The organism is Streptococcus sp. 1449 (assembly GCF_013276805.1).
In the GTDB taxonomy this organism is placed as follows: Bacteria; Bacillota; Bacilli; order Lactobacillales; family Streptococcaceae; genus Streptococcus; species Streptococcus pseudopneumoniae.
On the sequence record NZ_VMLS01000011.1, the window covers coordinates 1 to 21158 of the forward strand.

The 21158-nt window shown below is 40.9% G+C and carries 20 protein-coding genes, 3 pseudogenes and 3 riboswitches; of the genes and pseudogenes, 20 read left to right on the forward strand and 3 right to left on the reverse strand.

Going from position 1 to position 21158, the window contains the following annotated elements:
• From HT687_RS03535 to HT687_RS12175, 13 genes and pseudogenes are all read left to right on the forward strand, one after another.
• Positions 1 to 435, forward strand: a pseudogene (locus HT687_RS03535) (transposase); the annotation flags it as partial.
• Positions 436 to 758: 323 nt separating this feature from the next.
• Entirely contained in the window at positions 759 to 1895 is a 1137-nt protein-coding gene (gene lctO, locus HT687_RS03540) for an L-lactate oxidase (protein WP_054388060.1), read from the forward strand.
• Positions 1896 to 2043: 148 nt separating this feature from the next.
• A riboswitch (TPP riboswitch) is annotated at positions 2044 to 2132 on the forward strand.
• Between the two features lie 217 nt (positions 2133 to 2349).
• Positions 2350 to 3018, forward strand: a complete 669-nt coding sequence (locus HT687_RS03545; protein ID WP_000449921.1) for a TenA family protein — start codon at positions 2350 to 2352, stop codon at positions 3016 to 3018.
• Positions 3019 to 3283: 265 nt separating this feature from the next.
• Positions 3284 to 4066, forward strand: coding sequence for a hydroxyethylthiazole kinase (thiM, locus tag HT687_RS03550; RefSeq protein ID WP_054388061.1), 783 nt, complete (start codon positions 3284 to 3286; stop codon positions 4064 to 4066).
• A 1-nt stretch (position 4067) separates the two neighbouring features.
• Entirely contained in the window at positions 4068 to 4697 is a 630-nt protein-coding gene (thiE, locus tag HT687_RS03555) for a thiamine phosphate synthase (protein ID WP_054388062.1), read from the forward strand.
• A gap of 115 nt (positions 4698 to 4812) precedes the next feature.
• Positions 4813 to 4901: riboswitch (TPP riboswitch) on the forward strand.
• Positions 4902 to 5161: 260 nt separating this feature from the next.
• Positions 5162 to 5722: an ECF transporter S component gene (locus HT687_RS03560; RefSeq protein WP_054388063.1), complete on the forward strand. Its 561-nt coding sequence runs from the start codon at positions 5162 to 5164 to the stop codon at positions 5720 to 5722.
• Complete coding sequence (locus HT687_RS03565) at positions 5723 to 7108, forward strand: ABC transporter ATP-binding protein (RefSeq protein ID WP_138706382.1); 1386 nt, start codon at positions 5723 to 5725, stop codon at positions 7106 to 7108.
• Position 7109: 1 nt separating this feature from the next.
• On the forward strand, positions 7110 to 7760 hold the full coding sequence (locus HT687_RS03570) for an energy-coupling factor transporter transmembrane component T (RefSeq protein WP_000241367.1): 651 nt from the start codon (positions 7110 to 7112) through the stop codon (positions 7758 to 7760).
• A gap of 10 nt (positions 7761 to 7770) precedes the next feature.
• Positions 7771 to 8460, forward strand: coding sequence for a thiaminase II (tenA, locus tag HT687_RS03575; protein ID WP_000397182.1), 690 nt, complete (start codon positions 7771 to 7773; stop codon positions 8458 to 8460).
• A 5-nt stretch (positions 8461 to 8465) separates the two neighbouring features.
• Positions 8466 to 8990, forward strand: coding sequence for an energy coupling factor transporter S component ThiW (thiW, locus tag HT687_RS03580; RefSeq protein WP_001225551.1), 525 nt, complete (start codon positions 8466 to 8468; stop codon positions 8988 to 8990).
• Positions 8990 to 9793, forward strand: a complete 804-nt coding sequence (locus tag HT687_RS03585; RefSeq protein ID WP_054388067.1) for a hydroxyethylthiazole kinase — start codon at positions 8990 to 8992, stop codon at positions 9791 to 9793. The genes thiW and HT687_RS03585 overlap by 1 nt, the downstream gene beginning before the upstream one ends.
• Complete coding sequence (thiE, locus tag HT687_RS03590; protein ID WP_054388068.1) at positions 9786 to 10418, forward strand: thiamine phosphate synthase; 633 nt, start codon at positions 9786 to 9788, stop codon at positions 10416 to 10418. Before HT687_RS03585 ends, thiE (HT687_RS03590) begins: the two co-directional genes overlap by 8 nt.
• A gap of 10 nt (positions 10419 to 10428) precedes the next feature.
• Entirely contained in the window at positions 10429 to 10551 is a 123-nt protein-coding gene (locus tag HT687_RS12175) for a hypothetical protein (RefSeq protein ID WP_258953717.1), read from the forward strand.
• 72 nt (positions 10552 to 10623) lie between these two features.
• Here the strand turns inward: HT687_RS12175 and thiD are convergent, their stop codons facing one another.
• Positions 10624 to 11415 carry a bifunctional hydroxymethylpyrimidine kinase/phosphomethylpyrimidine kinase gene (gene thiD / locus HT687_RS03595; protein WP_000221735.1) on the reverse strand — a complete coding sequence of 264 codons (792 nt, stop codon included), beginning with the start codon at positions 11413 to 11415 and terminating at the stop codon, positions 10624 to 10626.
• An 83-nt stretch (positions 11416 to 11498) separates the two neighbouring features.
• Positions 11499 to 11596: riboswitch (TPP riboswitch) on the reverse strand.
• 183 nt (positions 11597 to 11779) lie between these two features.
• Here thiD and HT687_RS03600 point away from each other — a divergent pair.
• The 5 genes from HT687_RS03600 to HT687_RS03620 all read left to right on the forward strand — a co-directional run bounded on the left by HT687_RS03600 (position 11780) and on the right by HT687_RS03620 (position 17249).
• On the forward strand, positions 11780 to 12175 hold the full coding sequence (locus tag HT687_RS03600) for a CopY/TcrY family copper transport repressor (protein WP_054388069.1): 396 nt from the start codon (positions 11780 to 11782) through the stop codon (positions 12173 to 12175).
• A 10-nt stretch (positions 12176 to 12185) separates the two neighbouring features.
• Positions 12186 to 12557 (forward strand): cupredoxin domain-containing protein, encoded by a 372-nt coding sequence (locus tag HT687_RS03605; protein ID WP_000935057.1) that lies wholly within the window; start codon positions 12186 to 12188, stop codon positions 12555 to 12557.
• A 9-nt stretch (positions 12558 to 12566) separates the two neighbouring features.
• Positions 12567 to 14810: a heavy metal translocating P-type ATPase gene (locus tag HT687_RS03610; protein ID WP_054388070.1), complete on the forward strand. Its 2244-nt coding sequence runs from the start codon at positions 12567 to 12569 to the stop codon at positions 14808 to 14810.
• Between the two features lie 205 nt (positions 14811 to 15015).
• Positions 15016 to 16791 carry a pyruvate oxidase gene (spxB, locus tag HT687_RS03615; protein ID WP_023941447.1) on the forward strand — a complete coding sequence of 592 codons (1776 nt, stop codon included), beginning with the start codon at positions 15016 to 15018 and terminating at the stop codon, positions 16789 to 16791.
• 110 nt (positions 16792 to 16901) lie between these two features.
• The gene (locus HT687_RS03620) at positions 16902 to 17249 is read left to right on the forward strand and encodes a VOC family protein (RefSeq protein WP_054388071.1); all 348 of its coding nucleotides are present in this window, start codon (positions 16902 to 16904) and stop codon (positions 17247 to 17249) included.
• Between the two features lie 118 nt (positions 17250 to 17367).
• Here HT687_RS03620 and HT687_RS03625 read toward each other — a convergent pair.
• A pseudogene (locus HT687_RS03625) lies at positions 17368 to 18153 on the reverse strand (IS630 family transposase).
• A gap of 40 nt (positions 18154 to 18193) precedes the next feature.
• Between HT687_RS03625 and HT687_RS03630 the strand changes: the two are divergent.
• Positions 18194 to 18514, forward strand: a pseudogene (locus HT687_RS03630) (family 1 glycosylhydrolase); the annotation flags it as partial.
• 120 nt (positions 18515 to 18634) lie between these two features.
• Entirely contained in the window at positions 18635 to 19579 is a 945-nt protein-coding gene (manA, locus tag HT687_RS03635) for a mannose-6-phosphate isomerase, class I (RefSeq protein ID WP_054388079.1), read from the forward strand.
• A 39-nt stretch (positions 19580 to 19618) separates the two neighbouring features.
• Here manA and HT687_RS03640 read toward each other — a convergent pair whose 3' ends face one another.
• Positions 19619 to 20947 carry a sodium-dependent transporter gene (locus tag HT687_RS03640; protein ID WP_054388074.1) on the reverse strand — a complete coding sequence of 443 codons (1329 nt, stop codon included), beginning with the start codon at positions 20945 to 20947 and terminating at the stop codon, positions 19619 to 19621.
• Between the last annotated feature and the right edge of the window lie 211 nt (positions 20948 to 21158).

Here is a 21158-nt window from a genome sequence, read left to right on the forward strand (position 1 = left end):
GAGAAAGTATCTGAGTTTCTTGATATTTTGGATAACCTAAACGATTTACCAATCGTATATATTGATGAAACAGGAATCGACCGCTATCTCTATCGTCCTTATGCAGGGGCTCCTAGAGGGGAGAAAGTCTATGAAAAGATTAGCGGACGTCGTTTTGAGCGAACTTCAATTGTTGCAGGACAAGTAGACAGAGAGTTTATAGCTCCCATGATTTACAAGAACAGCATGACAAGCGATTTCTTTGTGGAGTGGTTCAAAACGCAACTCCTGCCTGCTTTGAAGACACCTCATGTTATTATCATGGACAATGCTAGTTTTTATCCCAAGAACATTTTGGATGAACTCTGCATCCAAGATAAACACTTTTTCTTACCTCTACCGCCTTATTCACCAGATTTGAATCCTATTGAGCAAGCTTGGGCTATCTTGAAAAAGTTGGAACGCTTTTTAAAACTAAATGACTGATATAAGTCCATAGACCCTATTAGAGGATGTTCTGGTGTCTTATTCACTTGTTTTTTTATAGTATTAGTAGATAGAATTAGCAAATAAAAAAGTAGTTCAAATGCCTGGAAGTAAAAAATCTCAACGATTCGCTTAATATAGACTAAAGTTTAGAGTTTAAGGAAAGTAGGGATAGTATATTGTATGAAAAAATAAGGTGGTTTTTAAGCAAAACTCTTGAAAATGATTGAAAAAAGAGTTATTATAGATGTATAGTAAAAAGCAAACGCTTACTTAATCAAGGAGGACAGTTTATGTCATACAAAACAAGCAATGCAGAAGGTCATGTAGATTTCATCAATACCTATGATTTGGAGCCAATGGCGCAACAAGTGATTCCTAAAGCAGCCTTTGGCTATATCGCCAGTGGGGCGGAAGATACATTCACTTTACGTGAAAACATCCGTGCCTTTAACCACAAGCTCATCGTGCCTCATACACTTTGCAATGTAGAAAATCCAAGTACAGAGATTGAATTTGCAGGTGAAAAATTGTCTTCACCAATCATTATGGCGCCTGTTGCGGCTCATAAATTGGCAAATGAACAAGGTGAAGTGGCGACTGCGCGTGGTGTGCATGAGTTTGGTTCTCTTTATACAACTAGTTCTTACTCTACTGTTGACCTTCCAGAGATTTCTGAAGCCCTTCAAGGGACACCTCATTGGTTCCAATTTTACTTTAGTAAGGATGACGGTATCAACCGCCACATCATGGACCGTGTGAAGGCTGAAGGTTATAAAGCGATTGTCTTGACGGCAGATGCTACTGTAGGGGGTAATCGTGAGGTTGATAAGCGTAATGGGTTTGTCTTCCCAGTTGGCATGCCGATTGTTGAAGAATACCTGCCAGAAGGTGCTGGTAAATCAATGGACTTTGTTTACAAATCAGCTAAACAACGCTTGTCTCCACGCGATGTAGAATTTATCGCTGAATACTCTGGTCTTCCTGTGTATGTCAAGGGACCACAATGCCGTGAGGACGTTGAGCGTTCGCTTGCTGCGGGAGCTTCTGGTATCTGGGTCACCAACCACGGTGGTCGTCAAATCGACGGTGGACCAGCTGCTTTTGACTCGCTTCAAGAAGTGGCAGAAGCAGTTGATAGACGTGTGCCAATTGTCTTTGACTCTGGTGTTCGTCGTGGTCAACACGTCTTTAAAGCCTTGGCTTCAGGAGCAGACTTGGTAGCTATTGGTCGCCCTGCTATTTATGGTTTGGCTCTTGGTGGTAGTGTTGGTGTGCGTCAAGTCTTTGAACACTTGAATGCGGAATTGAAGACAGTTATGCAATTGTCTGGAACTCAGACCATTGAAGATGTCAAACACTTCAAACTTCGTCACAACCCATACAACCCAACCTTCCCAGTTGACCCTCGTGACTTAAAATTGTATTGATAAAAGAGATTGCCTCCACTGAATGTGGAGGTTTTTCTTCGTGTATTGGAAGAATAAATCGCTATCAAAAACTATATAAAGATATTTTTCGGTCAAATATCTTGCTAGGGCTTTCAATTTCTGTTATAATGGTCTAGTAATTAAATAATAAAGACATTTGGGGTGCTTTAGGCTGAGATGATACCCATTGAACCTGATACAGTTAAGACTGGCGAAGGGAAATGTGAACAGTTTTTTTCGTATGGTGAAATGAACGGTCTAATCTTGTAAGTCAACTCTAATTCTTGATTGTAATTGGAGTTTTTTTGTTTATATAAAACTGGGTAGGCTTGTTTAGGTAGCTCTCTGCAAATGCCCTCGATGTTCTTTAAAAGGATCAAGTGGAATTACGATTTTACTTGGTATTTCTTGGTGTTTTATTAATTACTAACAAGTAAAGAGAGGAGAAGTAAATATGGAAACACAGGTTTATACATTTCAGCCAGGTTTGACTGTTGGAGAATTATTAAAAAGCAGTCAGAAGGATTGGCAGGCTGCAATCAATCATCGTTTTGTTAAGGAACTTTTTGCAGGGACAATTGAGAATAAGGCCTTAAAAGACTACCTGATTCAAGATTATCACTTCTTTGATGCCTTCTTATCCATGTTGGGTTCCTGCGTAGCCCACGCAGACCAGCTTGAATCCAAGCTTCGTTTTGCCAAACAACTAGGCTTTCTTGAAGCAGATGAAGATGGCTATTTCCAAAAGGCTTTCAAAGAGTTAAACGTATCTGAGAATGACTATCTAGAAGTGAGCTTGCACCCTGTAACAAAAGCCTTTCAGGATCTAATGTACTCGGCAGTGGCTTCATCAGATTATGCCCATCTTTTGGTCATGCTAGTCATTGCAGAAGGACTCTATTTAGACTGGGGTTCTAAAGCTTTGGCTCTTCCTGAAGCCTATATTCATTCGGAATGGATCAATCTCCACAGAGGTCCTTTCTTTGCAGAGTGGGTTCAATTTCTGGTTGACGAACTCAATCGTGTCGGAAAAGGTCGAGAAGATTTGACAGAACTTCAGCAACGCTGGAATCAAGCGGTCGCTTTAGAATTAGCCTTTTTTGATATTGGTTATGATGCCTAGAGAAGGTTCATGATATTTACAAATTTGATGAGTTAATACTCTTCGAAAATCTCTTCAAACCACGTCAGCTTCACCTTGCCGTAGGTATGGTGTTCTATCTGCAACCTCAAAGCAGTGCTTTGAGCAACCTGCGGTTAGCTTCCTAGTTTGTTCTTTGATTTTCATTGAGTATAAATCATTCAATGTAACTGAAAAATTTCTTAACGAAAGATAGAGATAAACCGAAATCAGTAGATCGTATAAAGTGAAAAGGAAGGAATTCAATATGACAAGTTTAAAATTATTAAAAGAAAAAGCACCATTGGTCATTTGCATCACCAATGATGTGGTAAAAAATTTCACAGCAAATGGATTAGTAGCACTAGGTGCATCACCAGCTATGAGCGAGTACCCAGCAGACTTAGAAGATCTATTAAAATATGCTGGAGGATTATTGATTAACATTGGGACTTTAACGGATGATAATTGGAAATTATACCAAGCTGCTCTGAAAATTGCAGAGAAATATAATGTCCCAGCAGTTTTAGATCCTGTAGCCTGTGGAGCAGGAGAATATAGAAAAAAAGTAGCAGATGATCTAATCAACAATTACAAACTAGCTGCGATTAGGGGGAATGCTGGCGAGATTGCTTCTTTAGTAGGGATAAATGTGGTATCTAAAGGAGTAGATAGTGCTGGTGTGGATAATATTGATGAGATTGCTCTAGCAGCCAACGCTAAGTTTCATATTCCAATAGTAGTGACTGGAGAAGTTGATGCGATTGCTGTTAATGGAGAAGTGGTAACGATTCATAATGGTAGTGCCATGATGCCAAAAGTCATTGGGACAGGATGCTTATTAGGAGCTGTAGTAGCAAGCTTTATCGGACTAGAAAAAGGTCAAGAATTGAAATCATTAGAAACAGCAATGTTAGTTTACAATATCGCTGGAGAAATGGCAGAAAAACGTCCAAATGGACATCTTCCTGGGACATTTAAAGTTGAATTTATAAATGCCTTATACGAGATTACAGATGAAGATGTAAAGGAATTCAAAAGAGTGAAGTAAGATGTTTCATAAAGAATTACTAAAACTATATTTTATTTGTGGAACGACTACTTGCCAAGGAAAAAATCTATATACAGTCGTTGAGGAAGCCTTAAAAGGTGGTATAACCTTATTTCAATTTCGAGAAAAAGGTGAGGGTGCTTTAGAAGGCTTAGAAAAACTTGAGCTAGCTATCCAAATTAAAGAACTTTGTAAAAAATACAATGTTCCATTTATCGTTAATGACGATATAGATTTAGCAATGGAAATTGACGCCGATGGCGTACATGTAGGTCAAGATGATATTGGTGTTGATGAAATTAGAAAATTGATGCCAGATAAAATAATTGGTCTTTCTATAAGAAACGAAGAAGAATTTCAACAATCAAAAGTTGAATATGTAGATTATGTAGGTGTTGGGCCTGTATTTGATACCCAGTCAAAAGATGATGCTGGTGGTGCTATAGGTTATGAAGGTCTTGAATTGATGAGAAAACTATTGCCACAAATGCCTTTAGTTGCAATTGGTGGGATACAAACGAAACATATTAAAGACATTATAAAGGCCAATATGGATGGCGTTTCAATCATTTCGGCAATATCGTATGCAAAAAATATAGAAAAAACTGTTCGGGAAATGAGTGAACAATAGGTATCTATCTAACCCAAGAAAGATCTGCTGTCTTTGTGAGTGCAAGGCTGTATTTCCAGTTTAATTTCTTGAACTAGTATAAAATGTGTGTTATAATAATCACATAATTAAATAATAAAGGCATTTGGGGTGCTTTAGGCTGAGATGATACCCATTGAACCTGATACAGTTAAGACTGGCGAAGGGAAATGTGAAATGTTTTTTTCGTATGTCGAAAAGAACTGTCTAATCTTGTAAGCTGAACTCTAATTCGTATCTGTAATTAGAGTTTTTTCTTTTACGAAACTGGATGAAGATGATATAGTAGATTGAAATAAGATGCGAACAAATCAATTAGAAAATTCAAATTAATTTCTAGAAATATTTTAGCATTCTTGTGTACTGTTCTAAATTCAATCTGCTATACAAAGTATTTAGGTCGGTCTTCTTGAGTGCCCCACTTTTCTTTAAAAAAGGAGTTTTTTATGTTGAAAAAATGGCAGTTAAAAGATGTTATCTTGCTTGCTTTCTTGTCTATCTTTTTTGGTGGGGTTTTCGTTGGTTCAGGATATGTGTATAATATTCTCAGTCTACTCTTAACACCTCTTGGTTTGCAGGCCTTTGCCAATGAAATCCTCTTCGGTCTCTGGTGTATGGCTGCGCCCATTGCTGCCATCTTTGTTCCGAGAGTCGGAAGTGCAACGATTGGAGAAGTGCTAGCTGCGCTTGCTGAAGTCCTTTATGGTAGCCAATTTGGTCTAGGAGCTCTTTTGTCTGGCTTGGTTCAAGGTTTGGGAAGTGAATTTGGTTTTATCGTAACTAAGAATCGCTATGGAAGTTGGCTCTCTCTAACTGCTAATAGTATTGGGATTACGCTTGTTAGCTTTGTCTATGAATACATTAAGTTAGGTTACTACGCCTTTTCCCTTCCGTTTGTCCTTTCCTTACTTGTGGTACGTTTTATTTCTGTTTATTTCTTCTGTACCATCTTGGTTCGTGCCATTGTCAAACTCTATCATCAGTTTGCAACTGGAGGAAAAGCATAGATGGGTCTGGAATTACGGGAGATTCAGTCCCCAATTTTTTCGGAACCGATTGATTTTACTTTTTATGGGCAAGCCTTTACCTTGTTGGTTGGGAGCAGTGGTTCTGGAAAATCCAGCCTCTTTCAAGTTATTGCCCAAGTTAGTTCTCTTCCCTATAGCGGTCAAGTACTGATAGATGGGAGCGAAGTCAGTCAGCTTTCTATCATCGAACGTGTCCAGACGGTTGGTATTCTCTTGCAAAATCCCAATCATCAATTTACCATGGAGAACTTGTTTGAGGAGCTGATTTTCACCTTGGAGAATATCGGCTATCACCTTCAGGAAATTGATTCTAAAATAGCAGAGGTTGTCCAGCAATGTCGTTGCGAGGCAATCTTACACCGTCCCATTCATCACCTATCAGGTGGGGAAAAGCAAAAAGCAGCGCTGGCTGTCATTTTTGCCATGAATCCTAGGGTCTATCTCTTGGATGAGCCCTTCGCTTCCATTGACCGTAAGAGCAGAATCGAGATATTGGAGATTCTAAAAGAGTTGGCTCTTGATGGGAAGACAGTCATCCTGTGCGACCATGATTTATCTGACTATAAAGCCTATATCGACCATATGGTGGAGCTAAGAGACGGAAAACTAAGGGAAATAAATCAAATCCCTATTTCTGAGATGACACAGGTTGCTTCAAAGGAAGTTGCTTCTAGCCCGGAACTATTCCATATGAACCGTGTGACTGGTGAGCTTGGTAATCGCCCCCTCTTTTCAATTGCTGATTTCACATTCTATCAAGGGATTTCCTGTATCCTGGGTGACAATGGTGTCGGGAAATCAACCTTCTTTCGCTCTATTCTTCAATTTCAAAAGTATAAGGGGCGCATTACCTGGAAGGGGACGGTTCTGAAAAAGAAAAAGAGTTTGTACCGTGACCTGACGGGTGTTGTTCAGGAAGCTGAGAAACAGTTTATCCGAGTCAGTCTGCGAGAAGAACTTCAATTAGATGGACCTGATTCTGAAAGAAATCAACGAATTTTCCAAGCTTTACGATATTTTGATCTGGAGCAGGCACTCGATAAGAGTCCTTATCAATTAAGTGGTGGCCAGCAAAAGATTCTTCAGCTCTTGACCATCTTGACCAGTAAGGCTTCCGTGATTTTGCTAGATGAACCTTTTGCTGGTTTGGATGATAGAGCTTGCCATTATTTTTGTCAGTGGATTGTGGAGGAGAGAAATCAAGGAAGAAGTTTTCTGATCATTAGCCATCGTTTAGATCCTCTGATCTCTGTGGTTGATTATTGGATTGAGATGACTAGTCAGGGTCTCAGTCATGTGAAAGCAGTGACAATTACCAAACCACTCACATCTCAGAGTAGCAATGCTCAAGGGGAGGTGAGATAGTATGGTCAAAGTAGCAACCCAGACACCGATTATCAGTCTCTTCTTGCTGATTTTATCCTTGGAAACATCTTTCATTCCTTCGATTGCTCTTAATCTTTCGGTAGTCGCATTTTGTATTCTCTTTATGCTCTATTACCGTCGATTTAAAATGTTAGCTTGGATGATCATACTTGCCATTTTACCATCTTTTGCCAACTACTGGGCAGTTCAGTTACACGGAGATGCTTCACAGGCAGTCATGCTTGGAACGAGGGCCTTTGTGACCGTTTGTATTGGCCTTGTCTTTATTTCTTCTATTTCCCTAAAAGAGCTTCTCTTGTACTTGGCTCAAAAGGGGCTATCACGGTCATGGGCCTATGCCTTGATTGTGGTATTCAATTCCTTTCCCCTTATCCAGAAAGAAATCAAATCCCTCAAAGAAGCTTGCCTATTACGCGGTCAAGAACTACATTTTTGGTCGCCCTTGATTTACAGTAAGGTTTTGATGACGGTCTTTAGGTGGCGCCATCTTTACCTGAGAGCTCTATCGGCGCATGGATATGACGAACATGCACAGTTGAAGAATAACTATCGGACTTTTTATATTCCTAAAAAAACAAAATTAATCTACCTGCTTTTCTTTTTATTGCTTCAAACCAGTCTATTTTTATAAAGGAGTTATTATGGAATTTACAGATATTGCGATGGAATTATCCAAGGAAGCTTGGCAGGCTTCCTTTCATCATCCCTTTATTTTACAATTACAAGAGGGAAATTTAGAACCTGCCATTTTCCGCTATTACCTGATTCAGGATGCCTACTATCTGAAGGCCTTCTCGGAAATCTATCACCTTTTGGCTGATAAGACTTCAAACCAAGAGATGAAAAGGCTCTTGAAACAAAATGCTCAGGGTTTAGTGGAGGGTGAGTTATTCATCCGCCAACAATTTTTCAAGGAATTGGCAATCAGCGACCAGGAAATGGAGCAACATCCAATCGCTCCAACCTGTTATCATTACATTTCACATATTTATAGGCAATTTGCAGAGCCGAACTTAGCCATTGCCTTTGCAAGTTTGCTGCCTTGTCCTTGGTTATACCATGATATAGGCAAATCACTTAATCTTAAACCATCACCAAATCCTCTCTACCAACAATGGATTGAAACTTATATTACGGATGAGTTAGAGCAGCAGATCAGAGAGGAGGGAGCGCTGGTCAATCAACTCTATCGAGAAAGTGACGAGACAGACAGGAAAAAAATGCTAGATGCCTTCCACATCAGTGTTCATATGGAAGCCAAGTTTTGGGAAATGGCCTACCAACACCAGACATGGAAGAGCGATTTACAGTCTTTAGAAAAAGGAGAATAATAAACATGAGAAAGCACCAATTACAAGTTCACAAATTAACCATTTTATCTATGATGATTGCCCTTGATGTAGTCCTTACACCTATCTTTCGGATTGAGGGAATGGCACCGATGTCCAGTGTAGTCAATATTCTAGCAGGAATCATGATGGGACCTGTTTATGCCTTGGCTATGGCTACAGTGACAGCTTTTATCCGTATGACAACTCAAGGGATTCCACCTTTAGCTCTTACAGGAGCAACTTTTGGAGCCCTCCTGGCAGGTCTCTTTTATAAGTATGGTCGAAAATTTCATTATTCCGCTCTAGGAGAGATTGTGGGAACAGGTATTATTGGTTCTATTGTTTCCTATCCTGTTATGGTACTCTTTACAGGATCGGCTGCTAAGCTTAGCTGGTTTATCTACACTCCTCGATTTTTCGGAGCAACCTTGATTGGTACAGCGATTTCCTTTATTGCTTTTCGATTTTTAATCAAGCAGGAATTCTTTAAAAAAGTGCAGGGATATTTCTTTGGTGAAAGGATAGAATGATGCAGGAATTGATAAATCCTTTTCCTCTGGAAACGAGTTCTCTTATTCACTGTATGACCAATGAGATTTCTTGTGAGATGCTGGCAAATGGGATTTTGGCTCTGGGATGCAAACCTGTCATGGCAGATGATCCCCGTGAGGTTCTTGATTTTACTAAGCAAAGTCAGGCTCTCTTCATCAATTTGGGGCATTTGTCAGCTGAGAAGGAAAAAGCAATCCGCATGGCAGCCTCGTATGCAGCTCAAGTTTCTCTTCCAATGGTAGTAGATGCGGTTGGCGTAACGGCTTCCTCCATTCGTAAGAGCTTAGTTAAAGACCTCTTAGACTATAGCCCAACGGTCCTTAAAGGAAACATGTCAGAAATTCGAAGTCTTGTTGGCTTAAAACACCACGGCGTTGGGGTCGATGCGAGTGCTAAAGATCAAGAAACGGAGGATTTGCTTCAAGTCTTGAAAGACTGGTGTCAGACCTATCCTGGTATGTCATTCTTAGTCACTGGCCCCAAGGACCTTATCGTTTCGAAGAATCAGGTTGCTGTATTGGAGAATGGCTGTGTAGAGTTAGACTGGATAACAGGGACAGGAGACTTGGTTGGAGCCTTAACAGCTGTTTTTCTCAGCCAAGGAAAGACTGGTTTTGAAGCTTCTTGCTTAGCAGTCTCTTATCTCAATATCGCTGCTGAGAAAATAGTTGTTCAAGGAATGGGATCGGAAGAATTTCGTTACCAAGTACTCAATCAGCTTTCGCTCCTCAAAAGAGATGAAAATTGGCTAGATGCCATCAAAGGAGAGGTTTATGAATAGAGAAGCACTTAGACTATATCTGGTAACCAATCGTTATCAAGATTCCGTGGAAAGCTTTCTTGCAAAAGTTGAGACGGCCTGCCGTTCAGGGGTTACCATAGTCCAATTGCGAGAAAAAAATCTCACAACCAATCAATATTATCAGCTGGCAAAACAAGTCAAGGAAATAACAGATGCTTATCAGGTACCCTTGATAATCGATGATCGGTTGGATGTTTGTCTTGCGGTTGATGCAGCAGGTCTGCATATCGGAGATGATGAATTACCCGTTTCGGTTGCCCGACAAGTCTTGGGACCTGATAAAATCCTAGGTGTCACCGCTAAAACGGTTAAAAGAGCTCTGGAAGCAGAAACATCAGGTGCAGATTACTTGGGGACAGGAGCCATTTTCCCAACTACCACCAAGGAAAATGCACCTATCACCCTGATTTCAACCTTGAAAACAATTTGTCAAACGGTCGCCATTCCAGTAGTTGCTATTGGCGGCTTGACATCAGAGAATATTGATCAGCTTATGGGCACGGGTATAGCTGGTGTAGCTGTAGTGCGTGATTTGATGCAAGCAGAAGATATTGAGGCAAAAACGCAAGCCTTTTTAACAAAGTTGCATGACATTATTTCCTAACTAATACTCAATGAAAATCAAAGAGCAAACTAGAAAGCTAGCCGCAGCTTGCCCCAAGCCCTGCCTTGAGGTTTTAGATAAGACTGACGAAGTCAGCTCAAAACAGTGTTTTGAGGTTGCAGATGGAAGCTGACGTAGTTTGAAGAGATTTTCGAAGAGTATAAAAACTCTCTAATTCCCTTAAAGTGGGAACTAGAGAGTTTTTTTAATCTTTAAAGCTTGTATGGTTGACTGGGCCAGAACCATGACCGAGTTGAGGGGCGTCTTGGATGGCTTTTGTGATAAAGGCCTTGGCCTTATCAACTGCCTGGTAAAGGCTCTTGCCCTTGGCTAGTTCAGCCGTAATCACTGCAGCAAAGGTACATCCAGTACCATGGGTGTGACAGGTTTGAATTCGTGGGCTTTCCCAGACAAATTGATCATCCTTGGTAAAGAGGAAATCCTTGGCACCGCCTTCGAGATGCCCGCCTTTAATAACAACGGACTGAGGACCAAATTCTTTTAAAATCAGGCGACCAGCACGCTGCATGTCTTCGGGGTCATGGATTGAAAAACCAACAATCTCTTCTGCCTCAGGAAGATTGGGCGTGATAATGGTTGCAAGGGGAAGCAGGTTTGTTTTGAGATAGTCTCTAGCAACTGAGTCGATCAAGGCATCTCCGCTAGTCGCTACCATAACTGGATCTAAAACATAGGGACAATCCAGCTTTTTAAGATAGGGCTGGATGATTTCCATGATTTCGGTAGTTGCCAACATCCCAGTTTTTACAGCCTGAGGTGGAATATCAGAAAAGACACTGTCCAATTGGGCTTTCAACATTTGAGGAGAAACGTGCTCGATCAATTGAACACCTCTGGTATTTTGAGCGACAAGACTGGTTACAACAGCCATTCCATAGACATCTCTAGCTTGGAACGACTTTAAGTCAGCCATAATGCCAGCACCACCACTAGGGTCAGTACCTGCAATGGTCAAAGCAACGGGTAAATAAGTCATCTAAAACCTCCCAACCAACTGAAGTTTGTATTCTTAAGAACAAGCTAATCTGTTTCAGGAAGGCAATAGAAGACTGCTAGTCCCCATTATCATTTCCACTTCCATCAGCTAGCATTACCTAGATTGAGTCAAAGGGTCTAACAGTCGTTAATCTCAGCTTTACGCACCCCTAGTGGTTGTTTTCTTTTTTCTTTAGTATAGCATATTTTTATTGTTTATATAGTAATATTTGACTGCAAATCGTTTTTCAAATGATTAAAATCCTATTTTTCAAATAAAATATTGATTTCATAATTGACAAATGTAGACTTTAGGAGTATACTAAGAAACATAATTGACAAATGTAGATTTTGGAGGTGTGATGATGCAGATTTCAGATGCAGAATGGCAGGTCATGAAGATTATTTGGATGCAGGGGGAGCAGACCAGTACGGATTTGATCAGGGTTCTGGCGGAGCGGTTCGAATGGTCCAAGTCAACCATTCAAACTCTTTTGGCTCGTCTGGTTGAGAAAGAGTGTTTGACTCGGAAAAAAGAAGGCAAGTCCTTTGTCTATTCAGCCCTTTTAACTTTGGATCAAAGTCGGGATTTACTTGTCCAAGATATCAAGGACAAGGTTTGTTCCCGTAGGATTAAGAACTTGTTGGCTGATTTGATTACTGAATGTGATTTTACTCAGGCTGACTTAGAAGACTTGGAAGCTGTGATTTCTGAGAAGAAATCAAACGCTGTGACAGAAGTAAAATGTAATTGTATGTAAAGGAGACGTCATGTTAAATAGTATTGTAACCATTATTTGTATTGCCCTTATCGCGTTTATCTTGTTTTGGTTTTTCAAAAAGCCTGAAAAATCTGGACAAAAGGCCCAGCAAAAAAAGGGATACCAAGAGATTCGAGTGGAAGTCATGGGAGGCTATACGCCTGAGTTGATTATTCTCAAGAAATCAGTGCCAGCCCGCATTGTCTTTGACCGCAAGGATCCTTCACCATGTCTGGATCAAATTGTTTTTCCAGATTTTGGTGTACATGCGAACCTGCCAATGGGGGAAGAGTATGTAGTGGAAATCACGCCTGAGCAGGCTGGAGAGTTTGGCTTTGCTTGTGGTATGAACATGATGCACGGTAAGATGATTGTAGAATAGGAGAATGATATGACTGAAATTGTAAAAGCAAGTCTTGAAAATGGTGTTCAAAAAATCCGTATCACAGCAGACAAAGGCTACCATCCAGCCCACATTCAACTGCAAAAAGGAGTTCCTGCTGAGATCACCTTTCACCGTGTGACACCTTCAAACTGTTATAAGGAAATTCTGTTTGAAGAAGAAGGCCTCTTGGAACCAATCGGCGTGGATGAAGAGAAGACAATTCGTTTTACCCCTCAAGAATTAGGTCAACATGAATTTTCTTGTGGTATGAAGATGCAAAAGGGAAGTTATACAGTTGTTGAGAAGACTCGAAAATCTTTATCACTTATCCAGCGTTTTTGGATTACTAGTATCTTTACTGTGCCTCTTGTGATCCTCATGATTGGGATGTCGACAGGAGGAATTAGTCACCAAGTCCTGCGTTGGGGCACCTTTTTAGCCACAACACCGATTATGCTAGTAGCAGGTGGTCCTTATATCCAAAGTGCTTGGGCTAGTTTTAAAAAGCACAATGCCAACATGGATACCTTGGTTGCGCTGGGAACCCTAGTAGCCTATGGCTATAGCTTAGTTGCCCTCTTCGCTGGTCTCCCCGTTTACTTTGAAAGTGCTGCATTTATCTTCTTCTTCGTTCTTTTGGGAGCCGTTTTTGAGGAGAAAATGCGGAAAAATACTTCCCAAGCTGTGGAGAAATTACTGGATTTGCAGGCTAAAACTGCAGAAGTCTTGCGTGAGGATAACTATGTTCAAGTCCCCTTGGAGCAAGTCAAGGTAGGTGACCTGATTCGAGTGCGTCCCGGTGAAAAGATTGCGGTTGATGGTGTCGTAGTAGAAGGTATCTCTAGTATTGACGAGTCTATGGTGACAGGTGAGAGCCTACCAGTGGATAAAACAGTTGGAGATACTGTCATTGGCTCAACTATCAATAATAGTGGAACACTTGTTTTTAGAGCAGAAAAAGTTGGTTCAGAGACTGTTTTGGCTCAGATTGTGGATTTTGTGAAGAAAGCTCAGACAAGTCGTGCGCCGATTCAGGACTTGACGGATAAAATTTCAGGCATTTTTGTCCCAGCAGTTGTTATTTTAGGGATTGTGACCTTTTGGGTTTGGTTTGTCTTGCTCAGGGATAGTGTGGTCGTACTTGGAGCTAGCTTTGTATCCTCTCTTCTCTACGGAGTGGCGGTTTTGATTATCGCCTGTCCTTGTGCCTTGGGACTCGCAACACCGACAGCCCTTATGGTAGGGACAGGACGCAGTGCCAAGATGGGAGTTCTCCTCAAAAATGGAATGGTTCTACAGGAAATCCAGAAAGTTCAAACTCTTGTCTTTGATAAGACCGGGACTTTGACGGAAGGGAAACCTGTGGTCACAGATATTATTGGCGACGAGACAGAAGTGCTTGGATTGGCAGCCTCTCTGGAAGAAGCTTCTCAACACCCACTGGCTGAGGCTATTGTTAAGCGAGCGACTGAAACTGGATTTGAGCTTCATACTGTGGAAAATTTCCAAGCCTTGCACGGAAAAGGTGTCTCAGGGCAAATAGCTGGAAAACAAGTTCTGCTTGGAAATGCTAAAATGCTGGATGGTATGGATATTTCAAGTAAGTATCAAGATAAACTCGAAGAACTGGAAAAAGAAGCTAAGACAGTTGTATTTTTGGCTGTTGACAATGAAATCAAAGGCTTGCTTGCTTTGCAAGATATTTCCAAGGAAAATGCCAAGCTAGCCATCAGTCAGCTAAAAAAACGTGGCCTTAAAACAGTCATGTTGACAGGAGACAATGCAGGTGTGGCGCGTGCTATTGCAGATCAAATAGGAATCGAAGAGGTCATTGCAGGTGTCTTGCCAGAAGAAAAAGCCCATGAAATCCATAAACTACAAGCGGCTGGCAAAGTAGCCTTTGTTGGGGATGGTATCAATGACGCTCCTGCCCTTAGTGTAGCAGATGTGGGGATTGCTATGGGAGCTGGAACAGATATCGCCATCGAGTCGGCAGATTTGGTGTTGACAACCAATAACCTCCTAGGAGTGGTTCGTGCCTTTGACATGAGTAAGAAAACTTTTAATAGAATTCTGCTCAATCTTTTCTGGGCCTTTATCTACAATGTCGTTGGAATTCCGATAGCAGCAGGAGTCTTTTCAGGTGTTGGACTGGCCCTCAACCCAGAACTGGCAGGTCTAGCCATGGCCTTTAGTTCAGTATCTGTTCTGACCAGTTCCCTTCTGCTAAATTTTAGTAAAATAGACTAAAAGTAATGACTAGTTTCCTTTGTTATAAAACAGGAATGATAGCACTTTCAAAACTGTATTAGAATAGAAAGTAGAGAGTTTTGAGCAGATTTTTAGAAAAGTCAACATAAATATGATATAGTGGAATAGTAAAAATTTGGAGAACGTTTCCAATTCTATGTAATCGTATTCTCCAAGTCTAAAAAATTGAAGGAGAGTTATCACTATGACTCAAGGAAAAATTACTGCATCTGCAGCAATGCTTAACGTATTGAAAACATGGGGCGTAGATACAATCTACGGTATCCCATCAGGAACACTCAGCTCATTGATGGACGCTTTGGCTGAAGACAAAGATATCCGCTTCTTGCAAGTTCGCCATGAAGAGACAGGTTCTCTTGCAGCGGTTATGCAAGCTAAATTCGGTGGCTCAATCGGGGTTGCAGTTGGTTCAGGTGGTCCAGGTGCGACTCACTTGATTAACGGTGTTTACGATGCAGCTATGGATAACACTCCATTCCTAGCAATCCTTGGATCACGTCCAGTTAATGAATTGAACATGGATGCTTTCCAAGAATTGAACCAAAACCCAATGTACAACGGTATCGCTGTATACAACAAACGCGTAGCTTACGCTGAGCAATTACCAAAAGTAATCGACGAAGCTTGCCGTGCTGCAGTCTCTAAAAAAGGTCCAGCTGTTGTTGAAATCCCAGTAAACTTTGGTTTCCAAGAAATCGACGAAAACTCATACTATGGATCAGGTTCATACGAGCGTTCATTTATCGCTCCTGCTTTGAACGAAGTTGAAATCGACAAAGCTGTTGAAATCTTGAACAATGCTGAACGTCCAGTTATCTATGCTGGTTACGGTGGTGTTAAAGCTGGTGAAGTGATCACTGAATTGTCACGTAAAATCAAAGCACCAATTATCACAACTGGTAAAAACTTTGAAGCTTTCGAATGGAACTATGAAGGTTTGACAGGTTCTGCTTACCGTGTTGGTTGGAAGCCAGCCAACGAAGTGGTCTTTGAAGCAGACACAGTTCTTTTCCTTGGTTCAAACTTCCCATTTGCTGAAGTTTACGAAGCATTCAAGAACACTGAAAAATTCATTCAAGTTGATATTGACCCTTACAAACTTGGTAAACGTCACGCCCTTGACGCTTCAATCCTTGGTGATGCAGGTCAAGCAGCCAAAGCAATCCTTGACAAAGTGAATCCAGTTGAATCTACTCCATGGTGGCGTGCAAACGTGAAGAACAACCAAAACTGGCGTGATTACATGAACAAACTCGAAGGTAAAACTGAGGGTGAATTGCAATTGTATCAAGTTTACAATGCAATCAACAAACATGCTGATCAAGACGCTATCTACTCAATCGACGTAGGTGACACTACTCAAACATCTACTCGTCACCTTCACATGACACCTAAGAACATGTGGCGTACATCTCCACTCTTTGCGACAATGGGTATTGCCCTTCCTGGTGGTATCGCTGCTAAGAAAGACAATCCAGATCGCCAAGTATGGAACATCATGGGTGACGGTGCATTCAACATGTGCTACCCAGACGTTATCACAAACGTTCAATACGACCTTCCAGTTATCAACGTTGTCTTCTCAAATGGTAAATATGCCTTCATCAAGGACAAATACGAAGACACAAACAAACACTTGTTTGGTTGTGACTTCTCTAATGCTGACTATGCGAAAATCGCTGAAGCGCAAGGTGCTGTAGGATTTACAGTTGACCGTATCGAAGACATCGATGCAGTTGTTGCAGAAGCTGTTAAACTCAACAAAGAAGGTAAAACTATTGTGATCGATGCTCGCATTACTCCACACCGTCCACTTCCAGTAGAAGTACTTGAATTGGATCCAAAACTTCACTCAGAAGAAGCTATCAAAGCCTTCAAGGAAAAATACGAAGCAGAAGAACTTGTACCATTCCGTCTCTTCTTGGAAGAAGAAGGGTTGCAATCACGCGCAATTAAATAATTCCTCTCGCCGAAAATCAAATATGAAACTTGTAGACTTTATTCTTTGATTTTCATAGAGCGGAACTTTAAAAGATCGGAGCAATCCGGTCTTTTTATGGAGGAGAGTAAATGAATTTAAATCAATTAGATATTATCGTTTCAAATGTTCCCCAAGTCTGTACTGACTTGGAGCATATATTGGATAAAAAGGCAGATTATGCTGATGATGGTTTTGCTCAGTTTACGATTGGCAGTCACTGTCTGATGTTGTCTCAAAATCATTTGGTTCCTTTGGAAAACTTTCAGTCAGGAATCATTCTTCATATCGAGGTTGAGGATCTAAATCAGAATTACCAACGTTTAAAAGAGATTGGTGTCGAGATTTTACACGGTATTTGTGAAACGGATTGGGGAACAGAGTCCTTATTAGTTAAAGGTCCTGCTGGTCTAGTGATTGATTTTTATCGTATGAAATAAGGTGCTTAGTCATTTGACGTTAACCTTAGCTATTTTTAAAACAGAAATTGAGAATACGAACTATTGAAAAGATCGGAGCAATCCGGTCTTTTTATTATAAAGAAATTGCATATAATACTCATATGCTTTCAAAAAGCATTCTAGTCCATCTCCGATTAACGATGGACTTTATCACCTCCTTCTCCAGTCCTTGTATAACATCTTGAAGTTGATTCATGATATCTTCCAATATGGGCATCAACAGCTCCATAACAATAGCGAAATTCTCGTATATAGTGACTATGGACATGTGGACCTACTCCCCATTGGAGCCCAACAAGATCCCAGTTTACTGATTCTACCGAAACCAGCCTCATCTTGGTACATCAAGCGAATCTTACGAAAATGCCTACTGGTTTTAAAGCGCTTTCTTTTCTTCTTGAATTGAGATTTTATTTTTAGACTCGACAATGGTTTGAGAGTCTGCTTTCTTGGGATGTTCTGGATGTGGCCTAATATTTCGCCAACCATGGCGCTTCAAGAGTTGATAGAAGGCATCACGTGTGTAGGAAGGACCTAACTCCTTTGTATAAGCCTGAAATAAGGCATCAATTGTAACAAATTCTCCTGCCTCTGCAGCCTTCAAATGACGGGCAAGAAAGGCTTTCTCTTCCTCAACTGTCATATATGCGTGGTTACGACCACCACGTATTTCTTGAAGGAGAGAATCGAGTCCGAACTCCTCATATTTTTTTACAGTTGGCCAAATCGTTGTTTGATTACAGTCTAAAAGCTCTATAATCTCTTTATAAGATTTACCCATCAGACGAAATAGAACGATTTGAAGGCGTTTATGATATTTAGCTGTACTAGAGTCTTTTAAAAGTGTTTTGATAGCTTGGATTTCTTCTTTAGTTGATTTCATATTACTACTATATAATGCTTTTTGATTTTAGTTTAGTATTATCGTAGAAAATGGACTCGGTGCTATGGATAAACCGGATGAGAATGGTTATGTAGCAGATGACTATCGGATTACTTACTTAGAGGCCCACATCAAGGCCATGCGAGATGCCATTTACCAAGACGGGGTTGACTTGCTTGGTTATACGACTTGGAGATGTATCGATCCGGTTTCAGCTGGCACAGGGGAAATGAATAAGCGCTATGGCTTTATCTATGTAGATCGAGATAATGTAGGAAATGGGACTCTCAAACGTAGCAAGAAGAAGTCCTTCTATTGGTACAAGGATGTCATTGATAGCAATGGAGCAAGCATCGAGTAGAGCACATTTGTTTACTATTTTTATAAAATCTTCTCCCTGCTTTATAAGATTTAAAAAAGAGTTCAAATGGAACTCTTTTTTTGTTATAATGAAGGAAGAAAGATCAGACAGGAGAATAAAATGTCAGAACCATTATTTTTACAATCAGTGATGCAAGAAAAAATCTGGGGTGGAGCCAAGCTACGTGATGAGTTTGGCTACGACATCCCAAGTGAAAAAATCGGAGAATATTGGGCCATCTCAGCCCATCCAAATGGAGTCTCTAAAGTTGCCAATGGTCGTTACGAGGGAACAGATCTTGCTACTTTGTATGCGGAACACCGTGAATTATTTGGCAATCGTCCAGAACCTGTATTTCCACTTTTGACCAAGATCCTCGATGCCAACGACTGGCTCAGTGTCCAAGTTCACCCAGACGATGCTTATGGACTCGAGCATGAAGGCGAACTCGGAAAAACAGAATGCTGGTACATTATCGCAGCGGATGAAGGTTCAGAGATTATCTACGGTCACAATGCCAAGTCAAAAGAAGAACTCCGCCAGCAAATCGAGGACAAGAACTGGGATGACTTGTTGACCAAAGTCCCTGTTAAGGCTGGAGATTTCTTCTATGTACCAAGCGGGACTATGCACGCTATCGGGGCGGGTATCTTAATCCTTGAAACCCAGCAGTCTAGCGATACCACCTATCGCGTCTATGACTTTGACCGCAAGGATGACAAAGGCAACTTGCGTGAACTTCACTTTGAAAAATCCATCGATGTCTTGAACATTGGTGAGCCAGCAAATAGCCGTCCTGTAACTGTTAAAGCAGATGATTTGCGTTCCACTCTCCTTGTATCTAATGATTTCTTCGCAGTTTACAAGTGGGAAATTACTGGAAAAGTTGACTTTGAAAAGACAGCTGACTACAGCTTATTGAGTGTCTTAGCTGGTCAAGGTCAGCTAACTGTTGACGGGAAAAATTATCCAATTCAAAAAGGCAGCCACTTTATCCTACCAAGTGATGTTGAAGCTTGGACTCTGGAAGGGCAAGGTTTGGAATTGATTGTTAGCCATCCATAAAAAGAAAGGGCCTGAGTTCACTACTCAAGTCCTTTTTGATTACATAAATTGGGCAATGAAGACCACAATGATGATGATTGGAATGACGAAACGAAGAAGGAAGAGCGAGACTTGGAACAGTCCTTGTTTCCATGCTCTTTCATCGAGATGGAGTTTCTCTATTGCAAGAGCCTTTTTAAAGATATAGCCTGTAAAAAGTGAAAGGTAGAGAGCTCCAAATGGCATGAGGAGATTGGAAACCAAGAAGTCCATAGCGTCAAAGAAGGCCTTACCAAAAATGTGAACATCCGCCATGACACCGTAAGATAGGGCTGAAGGAATGCCAAAGACAAAGGTCAAAATTCCTAAAATAACACTCCATTTAGCACGCTTGCTGTTGTCCTGATTGGTGATATTGTCTACATTGATTTCCAGCATCACGACAGAAGAAGTGACAGTCGCAAAGAGGAAGAGGACGTAGAAAATGGTTCCAAAAGGCATCTTGTCAAAGAGTTGAGGGAAGACGATAAAGAGCAAGCTCGGTCCCCCTTCAGACTGGATATTGAAGGGGGACCGAGCTTGGAAAATGGCTAGACCTGCCATGATGGATATCGAGATATTCATGGCTACGATGGAGATTCCTGACTGGACTAGATTGGTTTTCTTGTCCAAGTAAGAAGCATAGGTCAACATGACAGTAACCCCTAGTGAGAGGGCAAAGAAAGATTGTCCCAGAGCATAGAGGGGACCAGCGCTAGTCAGTTTTGAAAAGTCTGGTTTGAGGAAGTAAAGAACCCCTTCCATGGCATTTGGCAAACTGAGAGAGCGCCCGATGATGACGACAAAGATGATAAAGAGCAGAGGCATCATGACTTTCGAAGCTCTTTCAATCCCTTTTTGAACCCCACGTGATACAATAAAGATGTTCAACAGGATAAAGGCTGCTTGAGCTCCAAGCGCAATGGCTGGATTTGAAATGATTGAAGTAAATAATTGAGCATAATCACCCGTTCCACCAATTTGGAACAATTTTCCAAACTCAATGCCTAGATAAACCAGAATCCATCCCCCAATAACACTGTAGAAAGATAAGAGGATAAAGAGGGCAAAGGCACCAATCCAACCGATAAAGTTGTACTTACTATTCTTGCCGAGTTTTCCAAAGGTTTTGATAGCTGAAACACCAGCACTTCGGCCGAGGGCAAACTCAGCAAGCAAAAGGGGAAAACCGATTAGAATAGTGGAGATGAGAAAGACTAGTAAAAAGCCACCTCCGCCATTAGCAGCAGTCATATAGGGGAATTTCCAAACGGCTCCAAGTCCGATGGCTGAACCAGCAGATGCTAGGATAAAGCCCAGTTTAGAACCCCATTGAGATTTTTCAGACATAGTTAAACTCCTAAAATTAGTATTACAAAAGAAAAAGCTACTGCCCTTGGCAAATAGCCTCGTAAGTACTCAAGATGAGCGTTTCTTTTGATTGATAGACTTGACTATCCTATCATGTTTTCTAAGGTCTGTCAAGAAAACCATTTTCATGTTATGAGAAAGTAAAAAATTTCGCAACAACGCTTGACTCTGACCTAAGGGGAGGGGTTAT